General features: G+C 41.5%; 27 protein-coding genes. 5 read left to right on the forward strand and 22 right to left on the reverse strand.

The window, feature by feature from the left end:
* From lnt to galT, 5 genes are all read right to left on the reverse strand, one after another.
* The gene (lnt, locus tag BKL49_RS02390; RefSeq protein ID WP_077423039.1) at window positions 1–1,539 is read right to left on the reverse strand and encodes an apolipoprotein N-acyltransferase; all 1,539 of its coding nucleotides are present in this window, start codon (window positions 1,537–1,539) and stop codon (window positions 1–3) included.
* 213 nt (window positions 1,540–1,752) lie between these two features.
* Complete coding sequence (gene corC / locus BKL49_RS02395) at window positions 1,753–2,652, reverse strand: CNNM family magnesium/cobalt transport protein CorC (protein ID WP_077423040.1); 900 nt, start codon at window positions 2,650–2,652, stop codon at window positions 1,753–1,755.
* Between the two features lie 124 nt (window positions 2,653–2,776).
* On the reverse strand, window positions 2,777–3,799 hold the full coding sequence (galM, locus tag BKL49_RS02400; protein ID WP_077423041.1) for a galactose-1-epimerase: 1,023 nt from the start codon (window positions 3,797–3,799) through the stop codon (window positions 2,777–2,779).
* Window positions 3,800–3,808: 9 nt separating this feature from the next.
* Window positions 3,809–4,963: a galactokinase gene (gene galK / locus BKL49_RS02405; protein ID WP_077423042.1), complete on the reverse strand. Its 1,155-nt coding sequence runs from the start codon at window positions 4,961–4,963 to the stop codon at window positions 3,809–3,811.
* Window positions 4,964–5,282: 319 nt separating this feature from the next.
* Window positions 5,283–6,326, reverse strand: coding sequence for a galactose-1-phosphate uridylyltransferase (gene galT, locus BKL49_RS02410; protein ID WP_077423043.1), 1,044 nt, complete (start codon window positions 6,324–6,326; stop codon window positions 5,283–5,285).
* Window positions 6,327–6,532: 206 nt separating this feature from the next.
* Between galT and BKL49_RS02415 the strand changes: the two genes are divergently transcribed.
* The 4 genes from BKL49_RS02415 to mglC all read left to right on the forward strand — a co-directional run bounded on the left by BKL49_RS02415 (window position 6,533) and on the right by mglC (window position 11,298).
* The gene (locus BKL49_RS02415; RefSeq protein WP_077423044.1) at window positions 6,533–7,534 is read left to right on the forward strand and encodes a substrate-binding domain-containing protein; all 1,002 of its coding nucleotides are present in this window, start codon (window positions 6,533–6,535) and stop codon (window positions 7,532–7,534) included.
* 162 nt (window positions 7,535–7,696) lie between these two features.
* The gene (mglB, locus tag BKL49_RS02420) at window positions 7,697–8,689 is read left to right on the forward strand and encodes a galactose/glucose ABC transporter substrate-binding protein MglB (protein WP_077423045.1); all 993 of its coding nucleotides are present in this window, start codon (window positions 7,697–7,699) and stop codon (window positions 8,687–8,689) included.
* A gap of 64 nt (window positions 8,690–8,753) precedes the next feature.
* Window positions 8,754–10,274 carry a galactose/methyl galactoside ABC transporter ATP-binding protein MglA gene (gene mglA, locus BKL49_RS02425; RefSeq protein WP_077423046.1) on the forward strand — a complete coding sequence of 507 codons (1,521 nt, stop codon included), beginning with the start codon at window positions 8,754–8,756 and terminating at the stop codon, window positions 10,272–10,274.
* Window positions 10,275–10,287: 13 nt separating this feature from the next.
* On the forward strand, window positions 10,288–11,298 hold the full coding sequence (gene mglC, locus BKL49_RS02430; RefSeq protein WP_077423047.1) for a galactose/methyl galactoside ABC transporter permease MglC: 1,011 nt from the start codon (window positions 10,288–10,290) through the stop codon (window positions 11,296–11,298).
* Between the two features lie 88 nt (window positions 11,299–11,386).
* Here mglC and BKL49_RS02435 read toward each other — a convergent pair whose 3' ends face one another.
* The 11 genes from BKL49_RS02435 to ccmA form a co-directional block, all read right to left on the reverse strand.
* Complete coding sequence (locus BKL49_RS02435) at window positions 11,387–11,692, reverse strand: hypothetical protein (protein WP_077423048.1); 306 nt, start codon at window positions 11,690–11,692, stop codon at window positions 11,387–11,389.
* Window positions 11,689–12,258 (reverse strand): DUF8095 domain-containing protein, encoded by a 570-nt coding sequence (locus tag BKL49_RS02440; RefSeq protein ID WP_077423049.1) that lies wholly within the window; start codon window positions 12,256–12,258, stop codon window positions 11,689–11,691. The genes BKL49_RS02435 and BKL49_RS02440 overlap by 4 nt, the downstream gene beginning before the upstream one ends.
* A gap of 298 nt (window positions 12,259–12,556) precedes the next feature.
* Window positions 12,557–13,474, reverse strand: coding sequence for a c-type cytochrome biogenesis protein CcmI (gene ccmI, locus BKL49_RS02445; protein ID WP_077423050.1), 918 nt, complete (start codon window positions 13,472–13,474; stop codon window positions 12,557–12,559).
* Window positions 13,475–13,939, reverse strand: a complete 465-nt coding sequence (locus BKL49_RS02450) for a cytochrome c-type biogenesis protein (RefSeq protein ID WP_077423051.1) — start codon at window positions 13,937–13,939, stop codon at window positions 13,475–13,477.
* Window positions 13,936–14,484 carry a DsbE family thiol:disulfide interchange protein gene (locus tag BKL49_RS02455; protein WP_077423052.1) on the reverse strand — a complete coding sequence of 183 codons (549 nt, stop codon included), beginning with the start codon at window positions 14,482–14,484 and terminating at the stop codon, window positions 13,936–13,938. Before BKL49_RS02455 ends, BKL49_RS02450 begins: the two co-directional genes overlap by 4 nt.
* Window positions 14,485–14,581: 97 nt before the next feature.
* Window positions 14,582–16,528 carry a heme lyase CcmF/NrfE family subunit gene (locus tag BKL49_RS02460; protein ID WP_077423053.1) on the reverse strand — a complete coding sequence of 649 codons (1,947 nt, stop codon included), beginning with the start codon at window positions 16,526–16,528 and terminating at the stop codon, window positions 14,582–14,584.
* Window positions 16,525–17,049 (reverse strand): cytochrome c maturation protein CcmE, encoded by a 525-nt coding sequence (ccmE, locus tag BKL49_RS02465; protein ID WP_077423054.1) that lies wholly within the window; start codon window positions 17,047–17,049, stop codon window positions 16,525–16,527. Before ccmE ends, BKL49_RS02460 begins: the two co-directional genes overlap by 4 nt.
* Window positions 17,046–17,258: a heme exporter protein CcmD gene (ccmD, locus tag BKL49_RS02470; RefSeq protein WP_077423055.1), complete on the reverse strand. Its 213-nt coding sequence runs from the start codon at window positions 17,256–17,258 to the stop codon at window positions 17,046–17,048. Before ccmD ends, ccmE begins: the two co-directional genes overlap by 4 nt.
* 22 nt (window positions 17,259–17,280) lie before the next feature.
* A complete protein-coding gene (locus tag BKL49_RS02475) occupies window positions 17,281–18,021 on the reverse strand; it encodes a heme ABC transporter permease (RefSeq protein WP_077423056.1) in 741 nt (246 codons plus the stop codon).
* A gap of 57 nt (window positions 18,022–18,078) precedes the next feature.
* Window positions 18,079–18,744 carry a heme exporter protein CcmB gene (gene ccmB, locus BKL49_RS02480; RefSeq protein ID WP_077423176.1) on the reverse strand — a complete coding sequence of 222 codons (666 nt, stop codon included), beginning with the start codon at window positions 18,742–18,744 and terminating at the stop codon, window positions 18,079–18,081.
* Window positions 18,745–18,747: 3 nt separating this feature from the next.
* Window positions 18,748–19,398 (reverse strand): cytochrome c biogenesis heme-transporting ATPase CcmA, encoded by a 651-nt coding sequence (gene ccmA, locus BKL49_RS02485; RefSeq protein WP_077423057.1) that lies wholly within the window; start codon window positions 19,396–19,398, stop codon window positions 18,748–18,750.
* Between the two features lie 284 nt (window positions 19,399–19,682).
* Between ccmA and sodA the strand changes: the two genes are divergently transcribed.
* Window positions 19,683–20,330 (forward strand): superoxide dismutase [Mn], encoded by a 648-nt coding sequence (sodA, locus tag BKL49_RS02490; RefSeq protein ID WP_077423058.1) that lies wholly within the window; start codon window positions 19,683–19,685, stop codon window positions 20,328–20,330.
* A 130-nt stretch (window positions 20,331–20,460) separates the two neighbouring features.
* On the opposite strand, the gene BKL49_RS02495 is transcribed toward sodA, so the two are convergent.
* The 6 genes from BKL49_RS02495 to pilW all read right to left on the reverse strand — a co-directional run bounded on the left by BKL49_RS02495 (window position 20,461) and on the right by pilW (window position 25,596).
* Window positions 20,461–20,847, reverse strand: a complete 387-nt coding sequence (locus BKL49_RS02495; RefSeq protein ID WP_425271861.1) for a methyltransferase family protein — start codon at window positions 20,845–20,847, stop codon at window positions 20,461–20,463.
* Between the two features lie 81 nt (window positions 20,848–20,928).
* Complete coding sequence (locus tag BKL49_RS02500) at window positions 20,929–21,543, reverse strand: YfgM family protein (RefSeq protein WP_077423060.1); 615 nt, start codon at window positions 21,541–21,543, stop codon at window positions 20,929–20,931.
* A gap of 19 nt (window positions 21,544–21,562) precedes the next feature.
* Window positions 21,563–22,834, reverse strand: a complete 1,272-nt coding sequence (gene hisS, locus BKL49_RS02505) for a histidine--tRNA ligase (protein WP_077423061.1) — start codon at window positions 22,832–22,834, stop codon at window positions 21,563–21,565.
* Between the two features lie 9 nt (window positions 22,835–22,843).
* Window positions 22,844–23,950 carry a flavodoxin-dependent (E)-4-hydroxy-3-methylbut-2-enyl-diphosphate synthase gene (gene ispG / locus BKL49_RS02510; RefSeq protein WP_077423062.1) on the reverse strand — a complete coding sequence of 369 codons (1,107 nt, stop codon included), beginning with the start codon at window positions 23,948–23,950 and terminating at the stop codon, window positions 22,844–22,846.
* Between the two features lie 11 nt (window positions 23,951–23,961).
* Window positions 23,962–24,960, reverse strand: a complete 999-nt coding sequence (locus tag BKL49_RS02515) for a RodZ domain-containing protein (RefSeq protein ID WP_425271862.1) — start codon at window positions 24,958–24,960, stop codon at window positions 23,962–23,964.
* 90 nt (window positions 24,961–25,050) lie between these two features.
* Window positions 25,051–25,596: a type IV pilus biogenesis/stability protein PilW gene (gene pilW, locus BKL49_RS02520; protein WP_077423064.1), complete on the reverse strand. Its 546-nt coding sequence runs from the start codon at window positions 25,594–25,596 to the stop codon at window positions 25,051–25,053.
* Window positions 25,597–25,611: the final 15 nt, after the last annotated feature.

Consider the following 25,611-nt stretch of genomic DNA (forward strand, 5'->3'; position numbering starts at 1 on the left):
CTATCGTTTTTGTGAAAGGTTCATACGGCGCTGAACAAACACCATCATACCGTGTAAAAATAAAAACAATAACGACAATCCATAAAGCGGCATATTGCCTAGCACAGAATAAGGCGTTTGCCCTTCTGTCGGTGCAATTTTATACATTAAGGTGGTTTCCACAAATTGTGGCGCTTGCGCTAAAATTTGCCCTTTTTCATCAATAAACACCGTAATCCCTGTATTCGTTGCCCGCACCAAAGGCTTACCTAATTCCAAAGCACGCATTCTTGCCATTTGTAAATGCTGCCAAGGCCCGATGGAATCCCCAAACCACGCATCATTAGAAATGGTCAGCAAATAATCCGTCTCTTTTTTCAGATTTTCACGCACTTGTTCTCCAAAAATAATTTCATAACAAATTGCCGGTGAAAACGCCCGATTTTTCGCCAATAGTGAAGGCTGTATTGCATCACCACTTTGGAATGCCGACATTGGCAAATTAAAGACGGAATTTAATGGACGCAGTAAATTTTCCAAAGGAACATATTCGCCAAAAGGCACAAGATGATGTTTTGAATAACGGTTTTCCGTATTGAGTTGATAAGGAAAATCAGGGTTGCCTGCTGTAACAATAGAATTAAGCAATTTGCCGGATTTTGTATCTTGATACACCGTCCCCACCATCATTTCAGTGTGGTTCTCTTTTGCGACCCTATCAAGACTTTCAAAAAAGGGGGTAATCACATTTTCAAGGGTGGGTAAAGCCGATTCCGGCAGAATAATGAGATCGGTTTTTCCCAGATTTTGGGTGATTAATTTTTGGTAAATATCTAATGTTGAATAAAGATAATCAGGATCCCATTTCAAATTTTGTTCAATATTGCCCTGCAACAGCGTGATCGAAATGGCTTTATCTTCTCTGTTTTTGACAAAATGAAGATGTGATGAAGCTATTCCCAAGCCACTCACAACGATCAACATCAATAAATTTGCCAACACCAATTTACTATTTTTCGTCTTGAACAAGGCAAAAATACCATTAAAAATGGCCGCACCTGCCCACACCACAAAAAATGTTAGCCCCGTTACCCCAAAAATTGGGGCAATGCCGGAAAATGGACTATCAATTTGAGTGTAACCAAATTGTAACCAAGGAAAACCGGTGAAAACCCAGCCACGAAGAAATTCGGTGAATGTCCAAATAACCGCAAAAATGACCGCACTTTGCACTTGAAAGCGTTGCACAAGATAAGTGAAAAGCATTGGATAAAGTGTGAGATAAGCAGAAAGTAGCCCAACCAAAAGATAACTCACACCTAACGAAGCCCCACCAAATTGATGAATGCTCACATTCAGCCAGCTCACCCCAAAGCAGAAAAAGCCCATCGACCAGAAAAATGTGCCTAAAAGTGCGGTTGATTTTTTCGATGTTTTTGCCACATAAAGCAAACCGATAATGGAAACGAACGCCAACCCCCAATAATCAAAAGGGGAAAAAGCAAATACCCCAACAATACCGGAAAGAAAAGCGATAAGATAAATGAAAAATTTATTCATAGAAATCAAAATGATAAAAGCTGTTTTTATGTCACAAACGTAATTTTAACCCATTGAAATTATGTTGATTTTTAAGATGGACACGAAGTAGCCTGCCCCTACCAATCGCGTTATTTTTGTTCTATAAAAACGCTACATAAAATCATAAAAATTCCCCCTCTTTACTCATCGTTCATAAAAAGGGGGAACGGGAAAGGAATGAAAAATACCGTACTATTCCGCTTTTTCTTCCACGGCTTCCATATCCGACAAATGCTCATCCGGCACAGTAATACGAAGCTGAATTAAACGGCGACTGTCGGCAGAAGTCACTTTAAATCGCAGATTTTCCAACGTAATTTCTTCGCCTCGTTTTGGCAAATAGCCGAAGGCTTGCATTACCAAACCGCCAATAGTATCCACTTCTTCATCATCAAAATGAGTATTAAATTGTTCATTGAAATCATCAATATCCGTCAGCGCGCGCACGGCATAAGTATGGCGTGAAAGTTGGCGAATATCGGCAATTTCTTCTTCATCGAATTCATCCTCAATATCACCCACAATTTGTTCTAAAATGTCTTCAATCGTCACCAATCCCGATACCGCACCAAATTCATCCACCACGATAGCCATATGAAAACGTTCGGAACGGAAATCTTTCAACATTCTATCCACTCTTTTACTTTCCGGCACAATCACCGCCGGGCGTAAAAGTTTCGATAAATCAAATTCTTCCGCATCTTCACGTAAGAATTTCAACAAATCTTTGGCGTGTAAAATCCCTGCAATATTATCGCGATCATCCGCATCGGCAATCACCGGAAAACGGGAATGTGCCGATTCAATAATGGTGTTTAGACAAGCATTTAAATCTTGCTGATCTTCAATAAAAATGATTTGCGAACGTGGGATCATAATATCACGCACACGAAGTTCGGCGATTTCCATCACCCCTTCAATCATCTCACGGGTATTTTGATCGATCAGATCGTTTTGCTCGGAATCACGAATCACTTCCACAAGTTCTTCACGATTTTTCAGTTCACCTTGAAAAAAGCGACTGAATAACGATTGGAAAAAAGGTTTTTTAGTATTTTCAGATTGAATTGAATTTTGCTGTTCTTCGTTCATATTTGTCTGTTTTGGCTCTCCAAATTGGTCGCAAAAAGTATCACATTTTGAACAACTTCGCAAAGATGAAAAGAAAGAAACAAAGTGCGGTCAAAAATACCTTCGTTTTTGACCGCACTTTTACTTATAAAAACTTAAATTCCGTCCATTGATAATATCGCTCACCGGCTTTTTGAATACCGCCGTAATTTTGCCATTCGGGATGGTTTGGCGTGTCGGGCAGGCATTGGGTTTCAAGTGCAATCCCTGAAAAATCGGCATATTCTCCGCCCTGTCGATTTGGTGTACCGGCAAGATAATTCCCCGTGTAAACCTGCAATGCGGCTTGTGAAGTGCGTACTTCTAAACTTAAATCACCGTTTGCTGAAGTCAGCAACACGCAAGGCTTTTGCCACGCTTTGTTCACAATAAAAGAATGATCATAACCTTTGGCCACCAGTTGATCGCCTTGTAGAAAATCCTGTTTAATCGGTTTTGTAAGACGGAAATCAAAACTTGTTCCCACCACGTGTTTTAACGGCGAGTTGGGAATGCCGTCAGCATCCACCGGTAGATAAAAATCGGCATTTAAGCGTAAATAATGTTCACGCACATCAGTACCTTGTGTGGCGTTTTCCAAATTAAAGTAAGCGTGATTGGTTAAATTTAATGCTGTATCCTTGTCGCTTACGCCTTCATATTCAATCTTCACGCTGTTTTCTGCCGTAAGCGTGTACGTTACCGCCACTTCTACCTTACCGGGAAAACCTTGATCGCCCTCTTCGGAACGAAGTGAAAAACGCACGCAATTTTGACCGCACTTTTCAATCTGCCAACGGCGTTTGTCAAAACCTTCGCCGCCGTGAAGTTGGTGTTCGCCCTGATTTGGGGTAAGGGAAACCATCTCACCATTCAATTCAAATTGTGCCTTGGCAATACGGTTGGCATAACGTCCCACACTCGCCCCCAAATAGGCTTGTTGAATGGGATAATCTTCGACTTTGCACCCGAGCAATACTTCTCGCCATTCACCATTTACCGGCACTTGGCAAGCAAGCCAAGTTGCCCCCCAGTCCATCAATTTTATGATCATTCCCGCTTCATTTTGCAAGGTGATAAGTTGATAGGGTGCGCCATCCGGTGCATTAAAGGTTGTTTTTTCGATCATCATTTATCCTTAAATCACACGCACACCTTGCGATGCTGTGCATACATAAAATGTTTCTTTTAATCCGGTGGTTTTCTCATAATTGTCGGCGATAATTTTTCGCACCGCCTCCACTTTGGAATGAGGCGCAAGGGCAACAATACAACCACCAAAACCGCCCCCTGTCATACGTGCGCCGCCACTTTTGCCAATCGCAAGCTGTGCAAGTTCAACCAAATAATCCACTTGCGGTACGGTGATCTCAAAATCATCACGCATTGAATCGTGCGATTGTGCCATTAACTCGCCTAAGCGGGTAAGATCATTGTGTTTTAAGGCTTGCACCGCATCCAATACACGTTGATTTTCCGTGATGATATGACGGGCGCGTTTTGCCACAAACGGATCAAGTGCGGTCAATTCCACTTCTTTTTCTTTAAACTGTGCTACTGAGACATCACGCAGGGCTTTCACGCCGAAAAATGCCGCTGCACGCTCACATTGCTGACGGCGAATATTGTACTCACCGGTCACTAAATCGTGAGGAACATTAGAATTGACAATAATTACCTCAATATCATTCGGCACGGGTGTTGGCTTGGTTTCAAGAGTTCGACAATCAATCATTAACATATGGTTTTCTTGCCCAAGGGCGGAAATAAGTTGATCCATATTACCGCAATTTGCCCCTACAAATTGGTTTTCGGCTTTTTGACCATTAAGGGCAATATCCGTATGTGAAAGGGGCAAATGACCTAACTGTTGGCAAAACTTCCCAACTGACACTTCCAATGAGGCAGAGGAACTCAATCCTGACGAAAGCGGCACATTACCGGAAATCACAAGATTCGCCCCCTGTTTAAAATCAGGGCAACGCTCTTGAATAAATTTCACCACGCCACGCACATAATTCGCCCATTTATGCGGACTTTTTTCGATGGGTTCATCAAGGGAAAATTCATCACGATCATCAAGATCGGCTGCGTAAACATTCCAAATCGAATCATCACGTTTTGTGCCAACCACCGCCGTGCCAAAATTAATGGCACAAGGCATCACAAAGCCATCATTGTAATCAGTATGTTCACCGATAATATTGACACGCCCGGGCGCATAAACCGTTAACGTGGGAGTCGTGTTGAATTTTTGCTTGAAAATTTGTTGGGCTTGTTGGATTGGGAGCATATATTTTCCTTTTAGTTTTTATATTCTTTTTCTATTAAAATCACGTTTCGCTTACAGATACCTACTTTTCTTTGCTTGTGCAAAGAAAATTAGGCAAAAGAAACACAGCCCAGTTAAATCGCTATTCTTTGCTTTGTTTCAATTTTCTTTACGGTAATTTTCTGAACTCGCTACGCTCAAACAGACGAAAATTACCTAAAAATTGAAAGTCGCAAAGGCGATTTATATGGGGCTCAAACTTATCCGAGCATTTATCTATAAAAGTCGTCCGACTCATTCTGAGAACATCTTTATAAAAATATTGAAAATTTCAACCAAATCATTTTTCTTTGTAGTGAATTTCACTCTGTGCTTTCAATCTTTCCGCCGCCTGTTCTGCGGTTAAATCCCGTTGGCTTTCGCCGAGCATTTCATAGCCCACCATAAATTTTCGTACCGTGGCGGAACGCAATAACGGTGGGTAGAAATGGGCGTGAAGTTGCCAGTGTTCGTTTTCTTCGCCGTTGAAAGGTGCGGCGTGAAAACCCATTGAATAAGGAAAGGATGTTTCAAAAAGATTATCGTATTTCGTTGTCAGTTTTTTCAATATTACCGCTAAATCTTTTGCTTGCGGTTCACTCAATTCCGTTAAACGTTTTATATGAGCTTTTGGAAGTAATAGGGTTTCAAAAGGCCATACTGCCCAATAAGGCACGAGGGCAACCCAGTGTTCGGTTTCCAGTACAATACGCTCTTTCAACGCCAATTCACGTTTTACATAGTCCACCAACATCACCGAACCGTATTTTTGCAGGTAATTACGTTGGGTGAAATCTTCACGTGCCACTTCGTTCGGTAAAAAACTATTTGCCCAAATTTGACCGTGCGGATGCGGATTAGAACAGCCCATTGCTGCCCCTTTATTTTCAAAAATCTGTACCCATTGGTATGTTTTTCCTAACTCAAGAAGCTGTTGTTGCCACACGTTAATGACCTGTTCAATTTCAAGTGCGGTCAATAATGGCAGTGTTTTACTGTGATCCGGCGAGAAACAAATCACACGGCTTTCACCTAGGGCTTGGGAGGTTTGAAAAAGCGGATCATCGGATTTCGGCGGTATTGGCGTATCCTCAAGTAAGGCAGAGAAATCATTTTTGAACACATAAGGTTGGTGATAATCGGGATTTTGTTCTCCGGTAATGCGTTGATTACGCGGGCAAAGATAACAATGCGGATCGTGACTTGGCTTTTGTTCTTCACTTATTTTTTCCTGCTGCCCTTGCCACGGGCGTTTGGCACGGTGCGGAGAAACCAGAACCCATTGATCAATCAGTGGATTGTAACGGCGATGTGGATGATCTGTCGGTTCAAAAATGTCATTCATTGAAAAATCTCCTTTTATCACTGTAAACGGTTACAAAATTTTTGGCGTAAGATACCAAATTAGAAAAAATAAACCGTGATCTAAGTCACAGAATAGAAATATAAGCAAATTTTTTGTGATCTTTATTACAAATTTCAAAAGTAACCGTTTTCAATTTTATGTAAAGTTACTATGATACGCCTACCTCTTATTAGTGAGAAATGTTTATGAGTACCATCCACAATGTGGCAAAACTTGCCAATGTTTCTGTTGCGACCGTATCACGGGTTTTGAACAATCATCCTTCCGTCAGCCCTAAAACACGTCTTGTAGTGCAAAATGCGATTGAACAATTAGGTTATCAACCCAATGCAAATGCACAAGCCCTTGCGATTCAAAATACCGATACCATCGGCGTGGTAGTAACGGATGTAACCGATGCTTTTTTTGCCATTCTTGTCAAAGCGGTGGATAAAGTGGCGGAACAACACCGTAAAACCATTTTAATAGGCATTGGATACCATCAGGCTGAGAAAGAGCGTGAAGCCATTAATACCTTACTGCGTAAACGTTGCAGTTGCTTAGTCGTACATTCCAAAGCACTCTCTGACGAGGAACTAATTAGTTACTTAAATAAAGTAAAAGGAATGGTCATCATCAATCGGGTAATTAAAGGGTATGAAAATCGTTGCGTGAGTTTGGATAATCAAAAAGGCACTTACCTTGCCACAGAAATGCTTATTCGTTGCGGTCATAAAAGAATTGCTTATATTGGTTCTAACCATACGATTTCCGATGAAACCGAACGTAAAACCGGCTATCTTGAGGCATTAAAAACCTACGCTTATCCTATCGTTGAGCACGCCATTACCCATAATGCGCCCGATTTTGAAGGCGGTGAACAGGCGATGATTGATCTGCTGAGTTACAACAAAGATTTAACTGCCGTGGTTGCCTATAACGATTCAATGGCTGCCGGTGCGATTTCCGTGTTAAATGAAAACAATATCATTGTGCCGAACCAATTTTCCATTATTGGTTTTGATGATATGCCTATTGCACGCTACCTCATTCCTAAATTGACAACCGTTCGCTATCCTATTGATTTAATGGCAACTTATGCTGCTAATCTCGCGTTAAGTTTGGTTGATGAAACGATTGATACACCATTAGCTATTCAATTTAATCCAACATTAGTTCGCCGTTTTTCGGTGGAATCAATTAATTAAACTGTGATATAAATCACAAATTTTTATATTTTTTGTAATCGTTTTCATTTATGTGAATTCGATCACAGATTTAAACCAACCCGTTAAGTATAATCTGTCCCGCTTTGCAGTAAAAATAAACATTTTTTAGTTAACATTAACCTTTTTTATAGGAGCGTTTTTATGAAAAAAGCAGTACTAAGTGCGGTCGCACTAGCAGTAGGTTTAGGCGCAGTAACAGCAGTCTATGCAGCGGATACCCGTATCGGTGTAACCATTTACAAATATGACGATAATTTTATGTCGTTAATGCGTAAAGAAATTAATAAAGAAGCCAAAACATTAAAAGGCATCGAATTATTAATGAATGACTCTCAAAACGCACAATCTATTCAAAATGACCAAGTTGACGTATTGCTTTCAAAAGGTGTAAAAGCGCTTGCAATTAACTTAGTTGACCCCGCAGCTTCCCCAACCATTATCAGCAAAGCAAAACCGGACAACATTCCCGTTGTTTTCTTCAATAAAGATCCGGGTGATAAAGCCATTGCTTCTTATGAGCAAGCTTACTATGTAGGCACAGATCCAAAAGAGTCTGGATTAATTCAAGGTGATTTGATTGCCAAACAATGGAAAGCAATGCCTGAATTGGATTTAAACAGAGACGGAAAAATTCAATATGTACTCTTAAAGGGTGAACCGGGTCATCCGGATGCGGAAGCCCGTACCAAATATGTGGTTGAACAATTAAATACATTAGGTATTCCAACCGAACAACTTTTCATTGATACCGGTATGTGGGATGCGGCGATGGCAAAAGACAAAGTAGATGCTTGGTTATCCAGCTCTAAAGCCAATGATATTGAAGTCATCATCTCAAATAATGACGGTATGGCAATGGGCGCACTTGAAGCCACTAAAGCACATGGTAAAAAATTACCAATCTTTGGTGTAGATGCCTTACCTGAAGTGTTACAGCTTATCAAGAAAGGCGATATTGCAGGTACGGTATTAAATGATGGTGTAAACCAAGGTAAAGCTGTCGTTCAACTCGCTAATAATCTTTCGCAAGGAAAACCGGCAACAGAAGGCACAAAATGGGAATTAAAAGATCGTGTTGTGCGTATTCCTTATGTGGGCGTAGATAAAGATAACTTAGCCGAATTCTTGAAATAAGATTAATGGATATAACCTTTAGGGGAGAGCCTCACCGCCTCCCCTATTTTAAATGAGATTGGATATGACTGCTCAAAACTCAAGTCAAAACAGCCAAGTGCTGCTCACCATGAAGAATGTCTGCAAATCCTTTCCCGGTGTAAAAGCCTTAGACAATGCAAACTTAACCGTTCACTCTCACTCCGTTCACGCTTTAATGGGCGAAAACGGTGCGGGAAAATCCACCTTATTGAAATGCTTATTTGGCATTTATGCCAAAGATGAAGGTGAAATCCTTTTCCTTGGCAAACCCGTCAATTTTAAAACCTCAAAAGAAGCGTTGGAAAACGGCATTTCAATGGTGCATCAAGAGCTTAATTTAGTGCGCCAAACCAGTGTAATGGATAATTTATGGTTAGGACGTTATCCCCTCAAAGGGCCTTTTGTCGATCACGCAAAAATGTACCGTGATACCAAAGCGATTTTTGATGAACTCGATATTGATATTGATCCCAAAGAAAAGGTAGCAAAACTTTCCGTATCACAAATGCAGATGATTGAAATTGCAAAAGCCTTTTCTTACAACGCTAAAATCGTGATTATGGATGAACCCACTTCTTCCCTTTCGGAAAAAGAGGTAGAACATCTCTTTAAAATCATTCAAAAATTAAAAGATCGTGGTTGTGGCATTATTTATATTTCTCACAAAATGGATGAAATTTTCAAAATTTGTGATGAAATTACCATTCTTCGTGATGGAAAATGGATCAATACCGTACCGATTAAAAGCACCGATATGGAACAAATTGTTGCAATGATGGTCGGTCGTGAATTGACCCAACGTTTTCCGGAAAAAAACAATACGCCAAAAGAAGTGGTTTTACAGGTTGAACACCTTACTGCGGCGAACCAACCTTCAATCCAAGATATTTCCTTTGAATTACGAAAAGGGGAAATTCTGGGGATCGCAGGGCTTGTAGGGGCAAAACGCACCGATATTGTGGAAGCAATTTTTGGCGTGCGAGAACTCCAAAGCGGCACCATCAAACTGAACGGAAAAACGGTAAAAAATCAGACCGCACTTGAGGCGATTAATAATGGTTTTGCCCTCGTCACGGAAGAACGGCGTTCTACCGGAATCTATTCAAATTTAAGCATTGAATTTAATTCCTTGATTTCTAATATGAAATCCTATCTCAACCCTTTTGGTTTGCTCAACAATAAAAAAATGCGCAGCGATACCCAATGGGTGATTGATGCGATGAATGTAAAAACCCCTTCCCATAAAACCTCGATTGGTTCGCTTTCCGGCGGTAACCAACAAAAAGTCATTATTGGTCGTTGGCTGCTCACTCAGCCTGAAATTTTAATGCTTGATGAACCGACAAGAGGTATCGATATTGGGGCAAAATTCGAGATTTATCAGTTGATTCAAGAACTCGCCAAAAAAGATAAAGGGATCATTATCATTTCATCAGAAATGCCTGAATTATTAGGTATTACGGATCGAATTTTAGTAATGAGTAATGGAAAATTAGCCGGTATTGTGGAAACGGCAAACACTTCACAGGAAGAGATTTTGCAATTAGCGGCAAAACATTTATAAAAAGGAACCAATTATGAGTGCTTTAGAAAAAAATAAATCCTTTGATTTTTTAAAACAAAATGCCATTTATTTTGTGCTGTTGATTTTGCTTGGCGTTATCATTGCACAAGATCCTACGTTTTTAAGTCTGATGAATTTCAGCAATATTTTGACCCAATCTTCTGTGCGTTTAATTATCGCACTTGGGGTTGCCGGCTTGTTGGTAACACAAGGAACGGACTTATCCGCCGGTCGTCAAGTAGGCTTGGCTGCGGTGATTTCCGCAACGATGTTGCAGTCTATGGAAAATATGAACCGTGTTTTCCCCGATATTGGTGAAATTCCTATTCCTGTTGTTATTCTTGCCGTATGTATTGTGGGTGCATTAATTGGTTTAGTAAACGGCTTAGTGATTGCTTATCTGAATGTTACGCCGTTTATCGCCACAATGGGAACAATGATCATCGTGTATGGTTTTAACTCCCTTTACTACGATGCCGTAGGCGGTTCTCCCATCGCAGGTTTTAGTGAAAATTTTGCGGCTTTTGCCCAAGGTTTTTTCCGAATCGGCTCATTTAAACTCTCCTACATCACTATTTATGCTGCGATTGCCGCTTTCTTAGTCTGGATTATGTGGAATAAAACCCGTTTTGGTAAAAACATCTTCGCTATCGGTGGCAATCCTGAAGCGGCTAAAGTTTCAGGGGTGAATGTTGCACGTAACCTTGTTGTGATTTATATGATTGCCGGTATGTTCTACGCATTTGGCGGTATGTTAGAAGCCGGTCGTATCGGTTCGGCAACAAATAACTTAGGTTTTATGTACGAACTTGATGCCATTGCAGCCTGCGTTGTTGGCGGTGTTTCTTTTGCCGGCGGTGTGGGTACGGTAATTGGCGTGGTAACAGGTGTCATCATTTTTACCGTGATTAACTATGGTTTAACTTACATTGGTGTAAATCCTTACTGGCAATATATCATCAAAGGTAGCATTATCATTCTTGCGGTGGCTATCGACTCCTTGAAATACGCGAAGAAAAAATAAAAACCGGATAAAAACAAACCGCACTTTGATGTGCGGTTTATTATTTGAAGGCGAAAAAATAGCGATCAAGCGATCGCTATTTTGTATTTTACCAATGATGGTGGTGGTGATGATAACCGTGGTAATAACCCAATCCTATGCTCGGCACAATGGCTATTGGCGTACGTTGATAGTGTGTTTTAGGACGGCTATCGCTTACATTCATCTGCATTGGCTCATCAATTTCTTTTGCCGTTCTTTCTTTTTGTGCTGCACTTACCGTATTTCCACTTAGCACTTTAGCCCGATATTCCTGCACCGCTTTCATATCATAAACACCGCTGTCCTGTTGAACTTGTGGTGAACTACAAGCCACCAGAAAGAGAGCCGGAAGGCATATTAATAATTTTTTCATTTTCCACCTGTATTACAAATTGTTTTATCTAAAAATTCCTCACCCGTGCTAATGTTACTTCTCGCTACCTGTTTGGTTTGTTTGCCCTCACGCTCACGAATTTCTTTTTCCAACTGAGCATCCCTAATGACATAAACAGGCACATATTGCACATTTTTGGCATCATCTTTTTGGTAAAGAGAAGCGCCGGTAATTCCACCATAATACTGACTATTATCGCCACGATTTACATAGTTATTGGTGGTATTCGTGAAATCTACGCCATAATCACCTTCAAAACCTTTACATATCCCGGCCGGTGAAACATAAACAGAATGGGAAGACGACTCTTCATTCATTGTATAGACTTCAAATTCAATACTGTGCGCCAGTTTTTTCGTGTCTTTTTCTGAAGAATGCATCCCTGAAGATCGTTGAGTCGCACCATCAACATAAAGAGTTAAACTCACATCACTTCCCGTTTCATTAACAGGTTGATTTGTCGCATTGACAAAAGTTGAAAAAGAAAAAATAGACGACGTTGAAAAAAACAAGATATAAGTATTTATTTTTTTACGATGATTCATTGCATAATTATCCTTCTTATCATCAACAATTTGATCGATTTTTTAAGTCGCTACCGCTCATTTAAAAAAGAATGTACCCTATTTGAGGTAAATCATCAAATCCGAATAGGTTTAAGAATCATATTATTATTTGCCGGATAAGTCACTTAGTTTTAAAACTATCCCCTTTTAAAGGATAAATATCCACCAATAAGTTTACAAAATAATTAAACAATTTTAATACGTTAATATTAAGGAACCCAAGCGTGACATTCCTCACGTTTTTGTGTGCCTACAACCAATACCATAAGATTAAGTGCTAATTTTTCTCAGGTGTAATACTTTTTGATTTCTCTTGTTGTTGAATTTCTAATGCATCACGTGCGGCACGAATACTTTTTTCTATCAATGGAATACGCTCATCATCTTTCGGCATTAAGCGTAACATCATCGCCCAAGTCACTGCCGCCATTTTGTAATCTTCCGTTTCAAAATAACGAAATGCCAATAAACTCAAGGCTTCAATATTAGTGTGATCTTTACGAATGACTTCACGTAATAAATCACTCCCTTTTAGCTTGTCGGTTGTATCTTCCGAAAACATTAAAACCCGTGCATACCCAAGTTTGTATTGTGAATTTTCAGGCTCAAATTTATTGGCTTTTTGATAACTCTCGAAAGCTAAACGGGCATCACCTAAATTCATTCCAAGTTGCCCTAATAACCACCATTTTTTCGCATCCGTTGGATTTTTCTGTAAATCAATACGAAGTGCGGTAGAAAATTGTTGCATTTCCGCTTCCGAGAGTGGCTTTGTGTCTTCCTCTTTCATTCGTTCATAAAAATAGGGCAACTTAGCATAAGTTTGCTCAAGCATTGCTTCTGCCTGCCAAGATCCCACCATAAAATAAGCCGTGCCGGCAATAATACCTAAAGCAAGCACACCGGAAGCAAACCAAATTTTGCCGTAAGATCTTTCGGGTTGAAAGGTATGTTGTTTCTGTTGAGGTACATCATCTAAAAGCGTTTTTTGTAACTCTTGTTTGAGCTGAGAAACATTTTCCACGAGTCCTTGCGCCTCATCCTGTTCAATTTCTTGCAAACGGGAAAAATATAAGGCTTTGTTTAATTCATCACGTTGTTGTCCTTCTTTTTCTTTCACTTGGCGTAATAAGGGATAAAAACAAATTAGTGCCACGAGCAAAGTGATTGCGGCTAAACTTAATACAAAACTCATCTATTTATCCTTTTGATTTAATAATGCCGTCAAACGTGCGTGATCTTCTTTCGTCAAAACCTCATCAAATTTGACCGCACTTTGCCCTTTTGCTTTTCGTTTTAGTAAGAAAATCACACCACCAACCACCAATAGAAATGGGGCGAGCCATAAAATAGCGGTTGCAGCGGTTACCGGCGGATCATAGGTAACAAAATTGCCATAGCGCGCCACCATATACGCCACCACATCATTTTTTGATTTGCCTTCCTGTAATAATTCAAACACCTTGTTACGCATATCGACAGCAGTAGTGGCATTGGAATCCGCAATATTATTATTTTGACATTGCGGACAACGCAAAGATTGCGTGAGTTGATGATAGTCATTTTCTTGTTGCGGCGAACTAAAATTTAACGCATCAATAGCGGAAAATGCCACCGAACCAAATAAAAGTGCGGTCAAAAAAACGATTAATTTTTTCATTTTGCCTGCTCCGCCAATTTGTCATAAATGGGTTTCAAGGTTTGTGTCCACACTTTTTCATTCACATCCCCCGCCAAACGATAATGAATGATACCGTTTCCATCCACAATAAAAGTTTCCGGTGCGCCGTACACGCCGAGATCCAGCCCTAACGTGCCTTTTTCATCTTTTAGCACCACTTGATAGGGATTGCCCAAATCCTTCAACCATTTCACGGCTTTTGCACCATCATCTTTATAATTTAAACCAATGATGATCACACCCTGCTGTGCAAGTTTGTTGAGATATTGATGTTCTGCATAACAAGTGGGACACCAAGTCGCCCAAACATTTAACAGGATTGGTTTACCTTGTTGAAATAATTCATTACCGTAGGGTTTATTTTCAAAAAGATCCGCTAAATTTTTTATTGGTATGGGTTTTCCCACCAACGCCGATTCCAAGGCTTTGATATCTTCACCTTGCGCATTACGATTCAGTTGCACAAGAAACGCAATCGTAACCGCCAAAAAGAGAACAAGAGGAATGAGTAATTTCTTTTTCATTTTTTACCGCACTTTACAACCGTTGTGGGCTATGAGAATAAAAATCCCCCCCACAGAACCCAAAGAATACGTGAAACAAATTTCACGCACTTTGCATTTATTTTTTCAATAAAGCATTAAACCGATAACGGCGATCAAACATACACAATAATCCGCCTAATGCCATAAACAATCCGCCAATCCAAATCCAGCGGATAAAGGGTTTATAGTACAAACGCAACGCCCAAGAATCATCATCCAGTTTTTCACCGAGCGCCACATAAAGATCACGGGTTAAACCACCATTAATTGCGGCTTCTGTCATTGACATACGACTTACGGTATAAAAACGCTTTTCGGCAAATAACACCGCTTCCGGTTTGCCCTCTTTCGTAATATCAATTTGTGCCTTCCCCCCCATATAGTTCGGGCCGTTGGCATCACTCACCCCAACAAATTTGAAATCATACCGACCAATATTGGCACTCTCCCCAACTTTCATTCTCACATCACGTTCTACGCTGAAATTTTGACTAAAGGCAATCCCCCATACCGTCATTGCAACCCCTAAATGGGCAGCCAACATTCCCCAATGGGAACGGGAAAGTTTGCGTATGCCAACGAAAAAGGCTTCCCGATGAGTGGCACGTTGTTGCAATTCATAAAGAGCCAATAAAACGATAATGATCGCCATCATTGAACCCAAGACGGCACTCACCGTAATCTTATCCTGCAGGAAATAAGGCAAGGCAAAACCGGCAATCGCCATTACAATCAGGCTCACGATCACCGGTGTGCGAATGGCGGAAAACTGATCCCGCCGCCATTTCACCAATGGCCCGATACCAAGCAAGAGAGCGAATGGCGTCATTATGATCAAAAACATTTGATCAAAGAATGGTGCGCCAATGGAAATTGATCCCAATCCCAGTTGTTTATGAACAAGCGGTAACAATGTGCCTAAAAACACCGCACAAAGTGCGGTCATTAATAAGATATTATTTAATAACAACATACTTTCGCGGGAATACCGTTCCGCATTATCCCGTGAACGAATTTGGCTGCCTTTATAAGCATAAAGTGCAAGTGATCCGCCAATCACTACCACCAAATAAGCGAGAATATATAATCCTCGGGTTGGATCAGAAGCAAAAGCGTGAACCGACACCAAAATGCCCGAACGCACTAAAAATGTCCCCAGTAAACAAAGTGAGAAAGCCAAAATAGCAAGAAGTACCGTCCAAGCCTTAAATGAACCGCGTTTTTCCGTAACGGAAAGAGAATGGATTAATGCCGTTCCCGCCAGCCAAGGCATAAAGGAAGAATTTTCTACCGGATCCCAAAACCACCAGCCGCCCCAGCCGAGTTCATAATACGCCCACCAAGAACCAAGCACGATCCCAAGGGTTAAAAATACCCAAGCCGCAAGTGTCCAAGGACGAGACCAACGCGCCCAAGCGGAATCCAGTTTTCCAGTCATTAAAGAGGCGATGGCAAAGGCAAAAGCGACAGAAAATCCCACATAGCCCATATAAAGTAATGGAGGATGAAAGATTAATCCCACATCTTGCAACATTGGGTTTAGCTCTTTCCCATCCACAGGAAAATTGGGAAATGTACGGGTGAAAGGGTTGGACGTGAATAAAACAAACAGCACAAATCCAACGCTTATGATCCCCATTATACCAAGCACACGAGCCACCGCTTCTTGCGGTAAGTGTTTACTCAATAAAGCGACCGCCGCCGACCATAAAGTAAGCAACCAAATCCAAAGTAATAATGAGCCTTCGTGCGATCCCCAAACGGCAGAGAGGCGATAATAAATTGGCAGCGTACTGTTGGAATTGTTCACCACATATTGCACGCTAAAATCATTGATGGCGAACAAATAAAATAGTGCCACAAAAGCAATGGTGAGTGTGATGAACAAGCCGTAGGTCATTGGTCGTGCCAATGCCATCAACTGTGTGTTTCCTTTTTCCGCCCCCCATAAGGGAAAAATAGCCAACATTAATGAGACAGCCAAACTCAAGGCGAGGGCGTAATTTCCTAATTCTGCAATCATTGCCCGCCTTCTTGTTTTTCTTGGCGATCACGGTTGCTTTCACCGGTTAAATCTTCCGCATTCAATCCCATTGGTTTATGCACTTTTTGCATTTTTTCACCTAATTCCGGCGGCACATAATTTTCATCGTGTTTCGCCAACACTTCGGTTGCCGTCAATACGGTGGGGGCAGTCAGCACACCTTGTGCCACAATGCCCTGTCCTTCACGGAAAAGATCCGGCAAAATACCTTCATATTCCACCGTAATTGCCGGCCCAATATCATTCAAATCGAACCGCACTTTTAGGCTTTTCGGATCACGTTCTACCGTTCCTTCCACCACCATTCCACCAACACGAATACGTTGTCCGACTTCCGGTTTTTGATTCGGATTATTGTCTTTCCCCATAATCACTTCCGATGGCGTGTAGAACAAATCAATATTTTGGCGTAACGCATACAACATTAGCCCACTTGCAATGGCAATACCAAGCACCACAAAAACAATAAGTTTAAGTCTTGATTTACGTCTTGGATTCATAGTGTTGTCTCCTTATTAGACCGATGGGCTTGTTGCAGACGGGCTTCACGTTGTGCCTCGCGTAATACATTTCGTAATACAGTCTTACGTTGTTTCACACTTTGCACCGCAAGTGCAATAATAGCGATAAAACTAATGCTGTAGGCGAGCCACACATAAAAGCCATAGCCCCCCATATTGAAAAAATCATTCCACGTTTGGAAAAACATCATTATTTCCTTTTTTATCTCATTACTTAACTGCTTCCGCCAAGGCTTTTACCCAAGGGCGTTTTATTTCTTCTTTCAACAGCTCCACCCGATAACGCACCAAAGTGAACCAAATATAGAGTGTTAAAAATCCGAAAATACACAAAATCAGTGGGATAAGCATTGGCGTTGCGATAGACGGTTTTTCAAATTTGGTAATACTTGTCCCTTGGTGAAGGGTGTTCCACCATTCCACCGAGAAGTGGATGATAGGTAAAATCACCACGGTGGTAAGACATAAAATACCTGCGGCTTTCGCCCCTGTTGAGCGATCTGAAAAAGCAGAATACAGGGCAAGAATGCCAAGATATAAGAAAAACAAAATTAATTCTGCGGTTAATCGGGCATCCCATACCCACCAAGTCCCCCACATTGGTTTACCCCAAATTGCACCGGTGACAAGGGCTAAAAAGGTAAATAATGCGCCAATGGGTGCCATTGCAATCATCGCCAAATGTGCCTGCTTAATTTGCCAGACTAACGCCACAAGGGCTGCCACAGCCATTGAGCCATACACGCCCATCGACCAAATTGCCGCCGGTACGTGTACATACATAATTCGGAAACTATTGCCTTGCTGATAGTCCGCCGGTGCAAACGCCAAGCCCCATACAATGCCAACGCCAAGCAACAATAAACTGAGAAATGCAAACCACGGACTCAACTTTCCGCAAATTCGGTATTGGGTTTCCGCTTTTGCATAGGGATGTAACCACTTCCACATAAAAAGATCCTTAAAAATTAAAAGAAAAATGACCGCACTTTTTGCAATTCATTCTGATCAATTATCCAAACTAATTCGCAATGCTGCCGCTACCGCAAAGGGGGAAAGCGTGATCGCCCCCACCATCATTGCCCCTAAAATAGCCAGTTGTCCGTGATAAGGCACATTTAAATTAGCCGCTTCTAACACGGACGAGGCAAAAATCAGCACAGGAATAAACAAAGGCACGACAAGCAAACTTAGCAACACGCCTCCCTTACGCAAGCCCACGGTTAAAGCCACGCCAATTGCACCAATGCAACTTAATACGGGCGTTCCTAATAACAACGTTAGCACTAATGCCCACCAGATTTTAACTTCGAGAGAAAGCAAAAGTGCGGCAATGGGAGAAAGCAAAATCAGCGGTAAGCCGGTTAAAAACCAATGTGCCACCACTTTCGCCAATGCGGTTAAGGCAAGCGGTTGCGCGGTGAGCATTAACTGCTCAAGCGAGCCATCAATAAAATCATCACGGAATAAGCGTTCAAAAGAAAGCAAAGCAGAAAGTAATGCCGCCACCCACGCAATTCCCGGTGCAATGCGTGAAAGTAATATTGGATCAGGCCCTATTACTAAAGGAAATAGTGTAATGACAATCAAAAAAAACCATAACGGATTTAAAATTTCAGCCCGTTTACGCATTGCAATTTGCAATTCCCGTTTAATAATTTCAAGGAAAATCATCATCTATTCCCCGTGATCATTAGCTTTATAGTGGGCCAAATTCAGTTTTTGCAATGCTTTACTCGGCACATCTTGATGACTGGTTAAAAGGACGATTCCTCCCTCTTTAATCTGACGCTCGAAAAGTGCGGTCAAAATTTCGATTCCTTTTTTATCAATCGCTGTAAAGGGTTCATCCAAAATCCACAATGCAGCACGAGAAAGCCATAAACGTGCCAATCCAATCCGCCGTTGCTGTCCCGCTGAAAGCTGTGCGGCAGGCAAATCTTCCCGCCCTAACAATCCCACTTTTTCCAGCACCGCCCAAAGCACTTCATCCCCTTGATTTGCTTGGCTAATACGTTGATAAAATTGCAAATTCTCCCAAGCGGTGAGTTCGGGTTTTACGCCGGCAAGATGTCCCAAATAAAGTAAATTTTGCTGGTAAATTTCGCGCTGTTTAGAAATCGCCTCCCCATCCCACTGCACAAGCCCTTCCAAAGGTTGCGCCAAGCCTGCCAAAATGCGGAGTAAACTGGTTTTGCCAATACCGTTATGCCCTTCGATTTGCACAAAATCACCGCAGTTAAAATCGTGCGATAAGCCACGAAAAAGTGTCTGTTCACCACGGCGGCAGGCTAGATTTTGAATGGATAGGGTGTGGGGAGTAAACATAGAAAAATTATCGTACGAAAAATGGCGGTATTCTATCACAAGGGAAAAATTTGACGAGATTTTGACAGGTAAAACAAATAACTCTTTAGGTGTAGATTATAGGTTTTATTGATTTAAAACAATCTTTGCCAAAAGACAGAAGGCTAACAAAATAAAAACATTTAATGATCTAAATCAAATTTTCTGCTACCATCCACACACTTTTTGACGGGATTTTATTCGCTTAAAATCCATTTAGTCAAAATAGTCAAACGAAAACTCATCTTAATAAAAAGGAACGAATTATGGCTTACACTCTCCCTGAATTAGGCTACGCTTATGACGCATTAGAACCGCACTTTGATGCACAAACGATGGAAATCCACCATAGCAAACATCATCAGGCTTATGTAAACAACGCAAATGCGGCATTAGAAGGTCTGGCACCTGAATTTTTAGAAATGTGTCCGGGTCAATTGGTTGCAAATCTTGACAAACTACCGGCTGATAAACGCGGTGTATTACGCAACAACGCCGGCGGTCACGCCAATCATAGCTTATTTTGGAAATCACTGAAAAAAGGCACAACCTTACAAGGTGCATTAAAAGACGCGATCGTACGTGATTTCGGCTCTGTTGAAGCATTCCAAGCCGAGTTTGAAAAAGCGGCGGCAACCCGTTTTGGTTCCGGTTGGGCGTGGTTAGTATTAACCAAAGAAGGAAAATTAGCGGTTGTTTCCACCGCCAACCAAGACAATCCATTAATGGGTAAAGATGTGGCTGGTTGTGAAGGTTTCCCACTATTAGGTTTAGACGTTTGGGAACACGCTTACTACTTGAAATTCCAAAACCGCCGTCCGGACTACATTAAAGAGTTCTGGAATGTGGTTAACTGGGATTACGTTGCAGAACGTTTTGAAAAGAAAAACACTGATTGCAACTGTGCAAAATAATCATTGAAATCACGTAAATTTTGAATAAGGACGCGAAGTATCGCATTCTTATTCTTTAGGTTATGTTGATTTTGTATTTGATACAAAATATTGAAAATATGCAAAAGTGCGGTCAATTTTGGCCGCATTTTTATATCCAACGCCTCACGTTGATTTTATAACGGCGATAATCTTCACCAAATTTTTCTTCCAAATACCTTTCTTCCTGAGCAATTTGAACACGATTTATAAGAAAAATAAAAGTCACGACGCCAATCCAAGCCGCTAAATTTCCTAACCATAATGCCCACGCTATCAAGCCAATCAATAAGCTCAAATACATTGGGTTACGGGTAACCCGAAAAATACCGGAAGTAACAAGAACGGTTGTTTTGTTTAATTGTTGTGGATCAATCGTTGTTTTATGCCGATAAAATTGCCAACTACTTGTTATAGCAAGAAATCCCTCACACAACACACAAGCCAAAATAAGAAAAGGATAACGAGGGTAAGACACCATTAATGGCAAAAAATACATTCCTATGCCAATACAAAAACACAGAATAGGGGGAGGAAATAATGACCGCATAAAAATAAACGCCCATTTGGGCGTTTCTCATTAAAGATTATTCAGTTTCATTTGAGCCGCTTGTTGTTCTAGCGGACTACCTGTTTGAAGTACCTGTTCAAAACTATTTTTTGCCGCCGTGTTATCGCCTTTTGCCAATTGAATATCGCCAATTAATAACGCTTTGCGCGCAGCAAAACTTGCGGTTTTGACTTGGTTAAGGGTCGTTAATGCACCATCTAATTGTCCTAGTTGGAACTGTACCGCCCCTAAACGCAATGCGGCAAGTGATGTTAAAACCTCATCTTGAGATTGATTCAATGCCTGCTGTAACGCAGCTTCCGCCGCAGCAAAATCTTGTTTGGCGACTGCATTTTTAGCTTCATCAAACAACGCAAATACCGCATAAGTAGTTTTGCTGTTAGCTTGCGCAAACTCTGTTAATTTTGCCTTTTGTGCTGAGGGATCCTGCTCGGCAGCATAAATCAACGCATCATAGCCGGCAGAAGCCTCTGCAATTTGATTGGCTTGGTGCGCCTGCCAATAACGCCAACCAAACATACCGCCAACACCTAAAATAAAAGCAACAATGATGGTTTTGCCGTTTTCCTTCCACCAATCTTTTAACTGATTAATCTCTTGTTCTTCTTCAATGGAATATGCCATTTTACTTTCCTTTTACTGACTAAAATTGCGCACGAATATAATCAATCACTAATGTGTTATCAAGTGTTTGCTGTTCCACACCGCCATTTAAATGTTTAACAACGATTTGGTTATTTTGAACTTCACTTTCACCAATCACTAACGCCAAGACTGCACCGGATTTATCCGCACGTTTAAATTGTTTTTTAAAGTTACCGCCCGAACAATGCAACATTGTGCGTAAGTGCGGTAATTCCGAGCGTAGTTTTTCTGCCAGTTGGAATGCCGCCAATGTTGTGCCTTCACCTTGATAAACAACATAAATATCAACCGCACTTTTCACCGGCACATTTGCATTTACTTCTTGCACCAAAAGAACCAAACGTTCCAGCCCCATCGCAAACCCAACACTTGGAGTAGGATGACCGCCAAGCTGTTCAACCAAGCCATCATAACGTCCACCACCACACACTGTGCCTTGCGCACCAAGTGCAGAAGTCACCCACTCAAACACGGTTTTATTGTAATAATCCAATCCACGCACGAGCTTTGGATTAATTTCATATTGAATACCTACCGCATCCAATAATGAACATAATTGCGTAAAATGCTCACGACTTTCATCATCTAAATAATCAAGTAATTTAGGCGCACCGTCTAACACTTTTTGCAATGCTTGATTTTTGCTATCTAAAATCCGTAACGGATTTTTCACTAAGCGTTCTTTTTCTTCATCACTCATTAAATCTTGATGATTTTCTAAGAAAGCTACCAAGGCGGCACGATAGTTTGCCCGCGCTTCTAATGAGCCGATCGAATTGAGTTGCAAAGAAACATCTTTATCAATGCCTAAGGCTTTCCAAAGACGGGCGGTCAAAATAATTAATTCTGCATCAATTTCCGGATTGGCAATGCCGAACACTTCTACGCCGGCTTGGTGGAATTGGCGATAACGCCCTTTTTGTGGGCGTTCGTGACGGAACATCGGCCCCATATACCATAAACGTTGTTCATTATTGTAAATCCAACCGTGCTCAATCGCTGCACGCACACAACCTGCCGTGCCTTCCGGACGAAGGGTTAATTGCTCATCATTATCCCAAAAGGTGTACATTTCTTTTGATACCACATCGGTAACCTCCCCTATTGCCCGCGCAAATAATGGGGTACTTTCCACAATCGGCATACGCACTTCGGAATAGCCATAGCTACCCAATACGGCACGCACTTGCCCTTCAACCCATTGCCATAATGGGGATTCTGTTGGTGAGCAATCGTTCATACCACGAATTGCTTGAATTGTTTTTGCCACGCGTTTTCCTTAAATAATGCGATTTTTCGGATCTTGCAGTGCGACTTTCGCACGGATCTTCGCTTCTAATTGATTAATAATATCTTCGTTGTCAAAACGTTCTTTTTGGCGTTCGCCATCAACATAGTAACCGCTTTTTTTGTTCCCACCGGTTACCCCTAAATCGGAAATCAAGGCTTCCCCCGGCCCATTGACGACACAACCAATAATGGAAACATCCATTGGTGTAATAATGTCTTCAAGGCGTTGTTCTAACGCATTTACCGTGCCGATAACGTCAAATTCCTGACGGGAACAGGTTGGGCAGGCAATAAAATTGATACCGCGGGAACGGATACGGAGCGATTTTAAAATATCAAACCCGACTTTGATTTCTTCCACCGGATCTGCCGCAAGGGAAACCCGCAACGTATCGCCAATCCCCTCGGCAAGTAACATTCCCAAACCAATTGCCGATTTTACCGCCCCTGCACGCGCCCCACCGGCTTCCGTAATGCCTAAATGCAATGGCTGTTTAATGGCTTTCGCAAGTAAGCGGTAAGATTCAACGGCTAAAAACACATCGGAGGCTTTAACACTCACCTTAAACTGATCGAAATTAAGGCGATCTAAAATCTCTACGTGGCGTAATGCCGATTCCAACAAGGCTTGCGGGGTGGGTTCGCCATATTTTTCTTGCAGATCTTTTTCTAAAGAACCCGCATTCACGCCAATACGAATAGGGATATTTTTGTCTTTGGCACAATCCACTACGGCACGAATACGATCTTCACGTCCAATATTGCCCGGATTAATTCGCAGACAATCCACACCATATTCCGCCACTTTAAGGGCTATGCGATAATCAAAATGAATATCCGCCACAAGGGGAACATTCACTTGCTGTTTAATCACTTTAAAGGCTTCTGCCGCCTCCATTGTCGGCACGGAAACACGCACAATATCCGCTCCAACACGTTCTAAAGATTTAATTTGTGCAACGGTTGCTTCAACATCCGTAGTGCGGGTATTGGTCATAGACTGTACGGCGATAGGCGCATCGCCACCAATCGGCACATTACCTACATAAATTTTGGTCGATTCACGACGCTTAATTGTCGGTTGAAAAGCTGACATATCGTCCTCTATTAAGGTTGTGAAAGTTTGAATTTTGCCACGCGTCCATCCACTTTTAACGGATAATTTTCCCCTTTATAAGTAATGCGAACGTTACCCGGCGCCCCCACGATCAAGGAAAATTCATTTCCATTAAAAGTAAGCACTTCGCCCTGTTTATATTCTTTTTGTGCAAGCACTTTACGATTTTGATCTTTCACGCTTAGCCAACTGGTATTTTTTAACACTTCGACGATTAAATCACCCTGTACGGCAGGCGGAGCAAGAGAAATACTCGGATTTTCAACCGCACTTTGCGTGTCGGCAAGCGGCGGTTCACTTTCTGTAGTTTTGCTTTCAGGCTCGGTAAATGTTGCTGATTTTGGTAATGGATTTTCGACTATTTCAGGCTGAGTTTGTGGCACATTTTCAGTTTCTTTCACCTCTGCCACATTTTCATTATTTGTTGAAGTTGGTGTTGTCGCCACAATGTCCACTGCCGGTGTTGAGGTTGACACCGATTGAACCGCCGGAATTTCAACAGACTGAGAAGAAGTATTTTCCGTTGCGGTCGTACTTTCCGAACCGGAAACATAGTTTTGCACCAAGCTATCACGTTCTTCATTGGATTTTTGATAGTTTTGCCACCACCACAAGCCTGTCATACTCAAGGCAACCAAAAGCACCAAAGCGGTTAAATACCCCACCCAACGACTATGGGAAGCATATCGATTAACAGAACGTGTCGTGCGAGCGGTTTTGGCAAGATCGTTTTTTTCTACCTCGCCAAAAGCCAAATCAGCCCATAAACTTTCGGGTAAACGTAAAAACTTGCCATAGTTACGCACATAACCTTTCATAAAGGTTGCCGGAATATTTTTTTGGATAAATTCGTTATTTTCGATTTGGGCTAAAATGATAGGGCGTAAAGCAATTTGCTTAGACACATCTTCAAGGGAGAGATTAAGTGCTTCACGTGCCTGACGAAATTTTTCACCAAGCGTCAGCACCGCTTCGGGTTGTTCTTCAATTTGTTTGGCTTGCATATTCATAAGATCTTACGGTTATGGGCTACAATTAAGGGCTGAATTTTAAAGTCCCAAGCCCATTTTGGCAACGTTTTATTTGATTTGATTCAGTTTTTCCGCGCGAGCTTGATCAATTTGCCGCAATTTATTGATCGCTTGTTGATAAACATCCTTTTGATTGGAAGCCTGTGCGCAAAGCGCCATATTTTCATAGGTATCTGCTTGTCGATAATAATGCGGTGAAGACAAGGCCCGTTCAAAAGCTTGAAAGGCTTGTTCAAACTGCCCTTGCCCGCATAAAAATGTGCCGAAATTATTATAGGTATCACCTTGTTTATCATCGAGTTTTATGGCTTGAAGGTAGGATTCCCGTGCGCCATTCACTTCACCTTGTAATTGATAAAAATAGGCAAAGGCGGAATGAACAAAATAGTAATTTTTATCGTGTTCTAAGGCTTTATCCAGATTTTGTTTGGCTTGAGGCAGATTATTTTGTTGCAAATAACCCAGTGCCAATTCCACCCGCGCTTTTGCCGCCTGCCGTTTATTAAAATCGGCGGGTGGCGATTGCGACACGCAGGCTGAAAAAATAAGAGGAAAAATGACCGCACTTAAATATCGAATAAAGAAAGGTTTCATTTTTCCTCCCAATCA

Origin of the sequence: Rodentibacter myodis (assembly GCF_001999305.1) — a bacterium.
Taxonomy (GTDB): Bacteria; Pseudomonadota; Gammaproteobacteria; order Enterobacterales; family Pasteurellaceae; genus Rodentibacter; species Rodentibacter myodis.

What these genes read in the sequence shown, in the direction of transcription:
- corC (WP_077423040.1), bottom strand. Translation starts at nt 2,652, where the DNA reads ATGAACGAAGAACAGCAAAATTCAATTCAATCTGAAAATACTAAAAAA.
- ccmI (WP_077423050.1), bottom strand. Translation starts at nt 13,474, where the DNA reads ATGAGTTTTGTATTAAGTTTAGCCGCAATCACTTTGCTCGTGGCACTA.
- BKL49_RS02495 (WP_425271861.1), bottom strand. Translation starts at nt 20,847, where the DNA reads ATGTATTTTTTGCCATTAATGGTGTCTTACCCTCGTTATCCTTTTCTT.
- galK (WP_077423042.1), bottom strand. Translation starts at nt 4,963, where the DNA reads ATGCTCCCAATCCAACAAGCCCAACAAATTTTCAAGCAAAAATTCAAC.
- BKL49_RS02500 (WP_077423060.1), bottom strand. Translation starts at nt 21,543, where the DNA reads ATGGCATATTCCATTGAAGAAGAACAAGAGATTAATCAGTTAAAAGAT.
- mglB (WP_077423045.1), top strand. Translation starts at nt 7,697, where the DNA reads ATGAAAAAAGCAGTACTAAGTGCGGTCGCACTAGCAGTAGGTTTAGGC.
- ccmB (WP_077423176.1), bottom strand. Translation starts at nt 18,744, where the DNA reads ATGATTTTCCTTGAAATTATTAAACGGGAATTGCAAATTGCAATGCGT.
- BKL49_RS02455 (WP_077423052.1), bottom strand. Translation starts at nt 14,484, where the DNA reads ATGAAAAAGAAATTACTCATTCCTCTTGTTCTCTTTTTGGCGGTTACG.
- BKL49_RS02435 (WP_077423048.1), bottom strand. Translation starts at nt 11,692, where the DNA reads ATGAAAAAATTATTAATATGCCTTCCGGCTCTCTTTCTGGTGGCTTGT.
- mglA (WP_077423046.1), top strand. Translation starts at nt 8,754, where the DNA reads ATGACTGCTCAAAACTCAAGTCAAAACAGCCAAGTGCTGCTCACCATG.
- lnt (WP_077423039.1), bottom strand. Translation starts at nt 1,539, where the DNA reads ATGAATAAATTTTTCATTTATCTTATCGCTTTTCTTTCCGGTATTGTT.
- ccmA (WP_077423057.1), bottom strand. Translation starts at nt 19,398, where the DNA reads ATGTTTACTCCCCACACCCTATCCATTCAAAATCTAGCCTGCCGCCGT.
- BKL49_RS02440 (WP_077423049.1), bottom strand. Translation starts at nt 12,258, where the DNA reads ATGAATCATCGTAAAAAAATAAATACTTATATCTTGTTTTTTTCAACG.
- galM (WP_077423041.1), bottom strand. Translation starts at nt 3,799, where the DNA reads ATGATCGAAAAAACAACCTTTAATGCACCGGATGGCGCACCCTATCAA.
- BKL49_RS02460 (WP_077423053.1), bottom strand. Translation starts at nt 16,528, where the DNA reads ATGATTGCAGAATTAGGAAATTACGCCCTCGCCTTGAGTTTGGCTGTC.
- galT (WP_077423043.1), bottom strand. Translation starts at nt 6,326, where the DNA reads ATGAATGACATTTTTGAACCGACAGATCATCCACATCGCCGTTACAAT.
- BKL49_RS02475 (WP_077423056.1), bottom strand. Translation starts at nt 18,021, where the DNA reads ATGTGGAAGTGGTTACATCCCTATGCAAAAGCGGAAACCCAATACCGA.
- sodA (WP_077423058.1), top strand. Translation starts at nt 19,683, where the DNA reads ATGGCTTACACTCTCCCTGAATTAGGCTACGCTTATGACGCATTAGAA.
- pilW (WP_077423064.1), bottom strand. Translation starts at nt 25,596, where the DNA reads ATGAAACCTTTCTTTATTCGATATTTAAGTGCGGTCATTTTTCCTCTT.
- ccmD (WP_077423055.1), bottom strand. Translation starts at nt 17,258, where the DNA reads ATGTTTTTCCAAACGTGGAATGATTTTTTCAATATGGGGGGCTATGGC.
- BKL49_RS02415 (WP_077423044.1), top strand. Translation starts at nt 6,533, where the DNA reads ATGAGTACCATCCACAATGTGGCAAAACTTGCCAATGTTTCTGTTGCG.
- ispG (WP_077423062.1), bottom strand. Translation starts at nt 23,950, where the DNA reads ATGTCAGCTTTTCAACCGACAATTAAGCGTCGTGAATCGACCAAAATT.
- ccmE (WP_077423054.1), bottom strand. Translation starts at nt 17,049, where the DNA reads ATGAATCCAAGACGTAAATCAAGACTTAAACTTATTGTTTTTGTGGTG.
- BKL49_RS02450 (WP_077423051.1), bottom strand. Translation starts at nt 13,939, where the DNA reads ATGAAAAAATTAATCGTTTTTTTGACCGCACTTTTATTTGGTTCGGTG.
- mglC (WP_077423047.1), top strand. Translation starts at nt 10,288, where the DNA reads ATGAGTGCTTTAGAAAAAAATAAATCCTTTGATTTTTTAAAACAAAAT.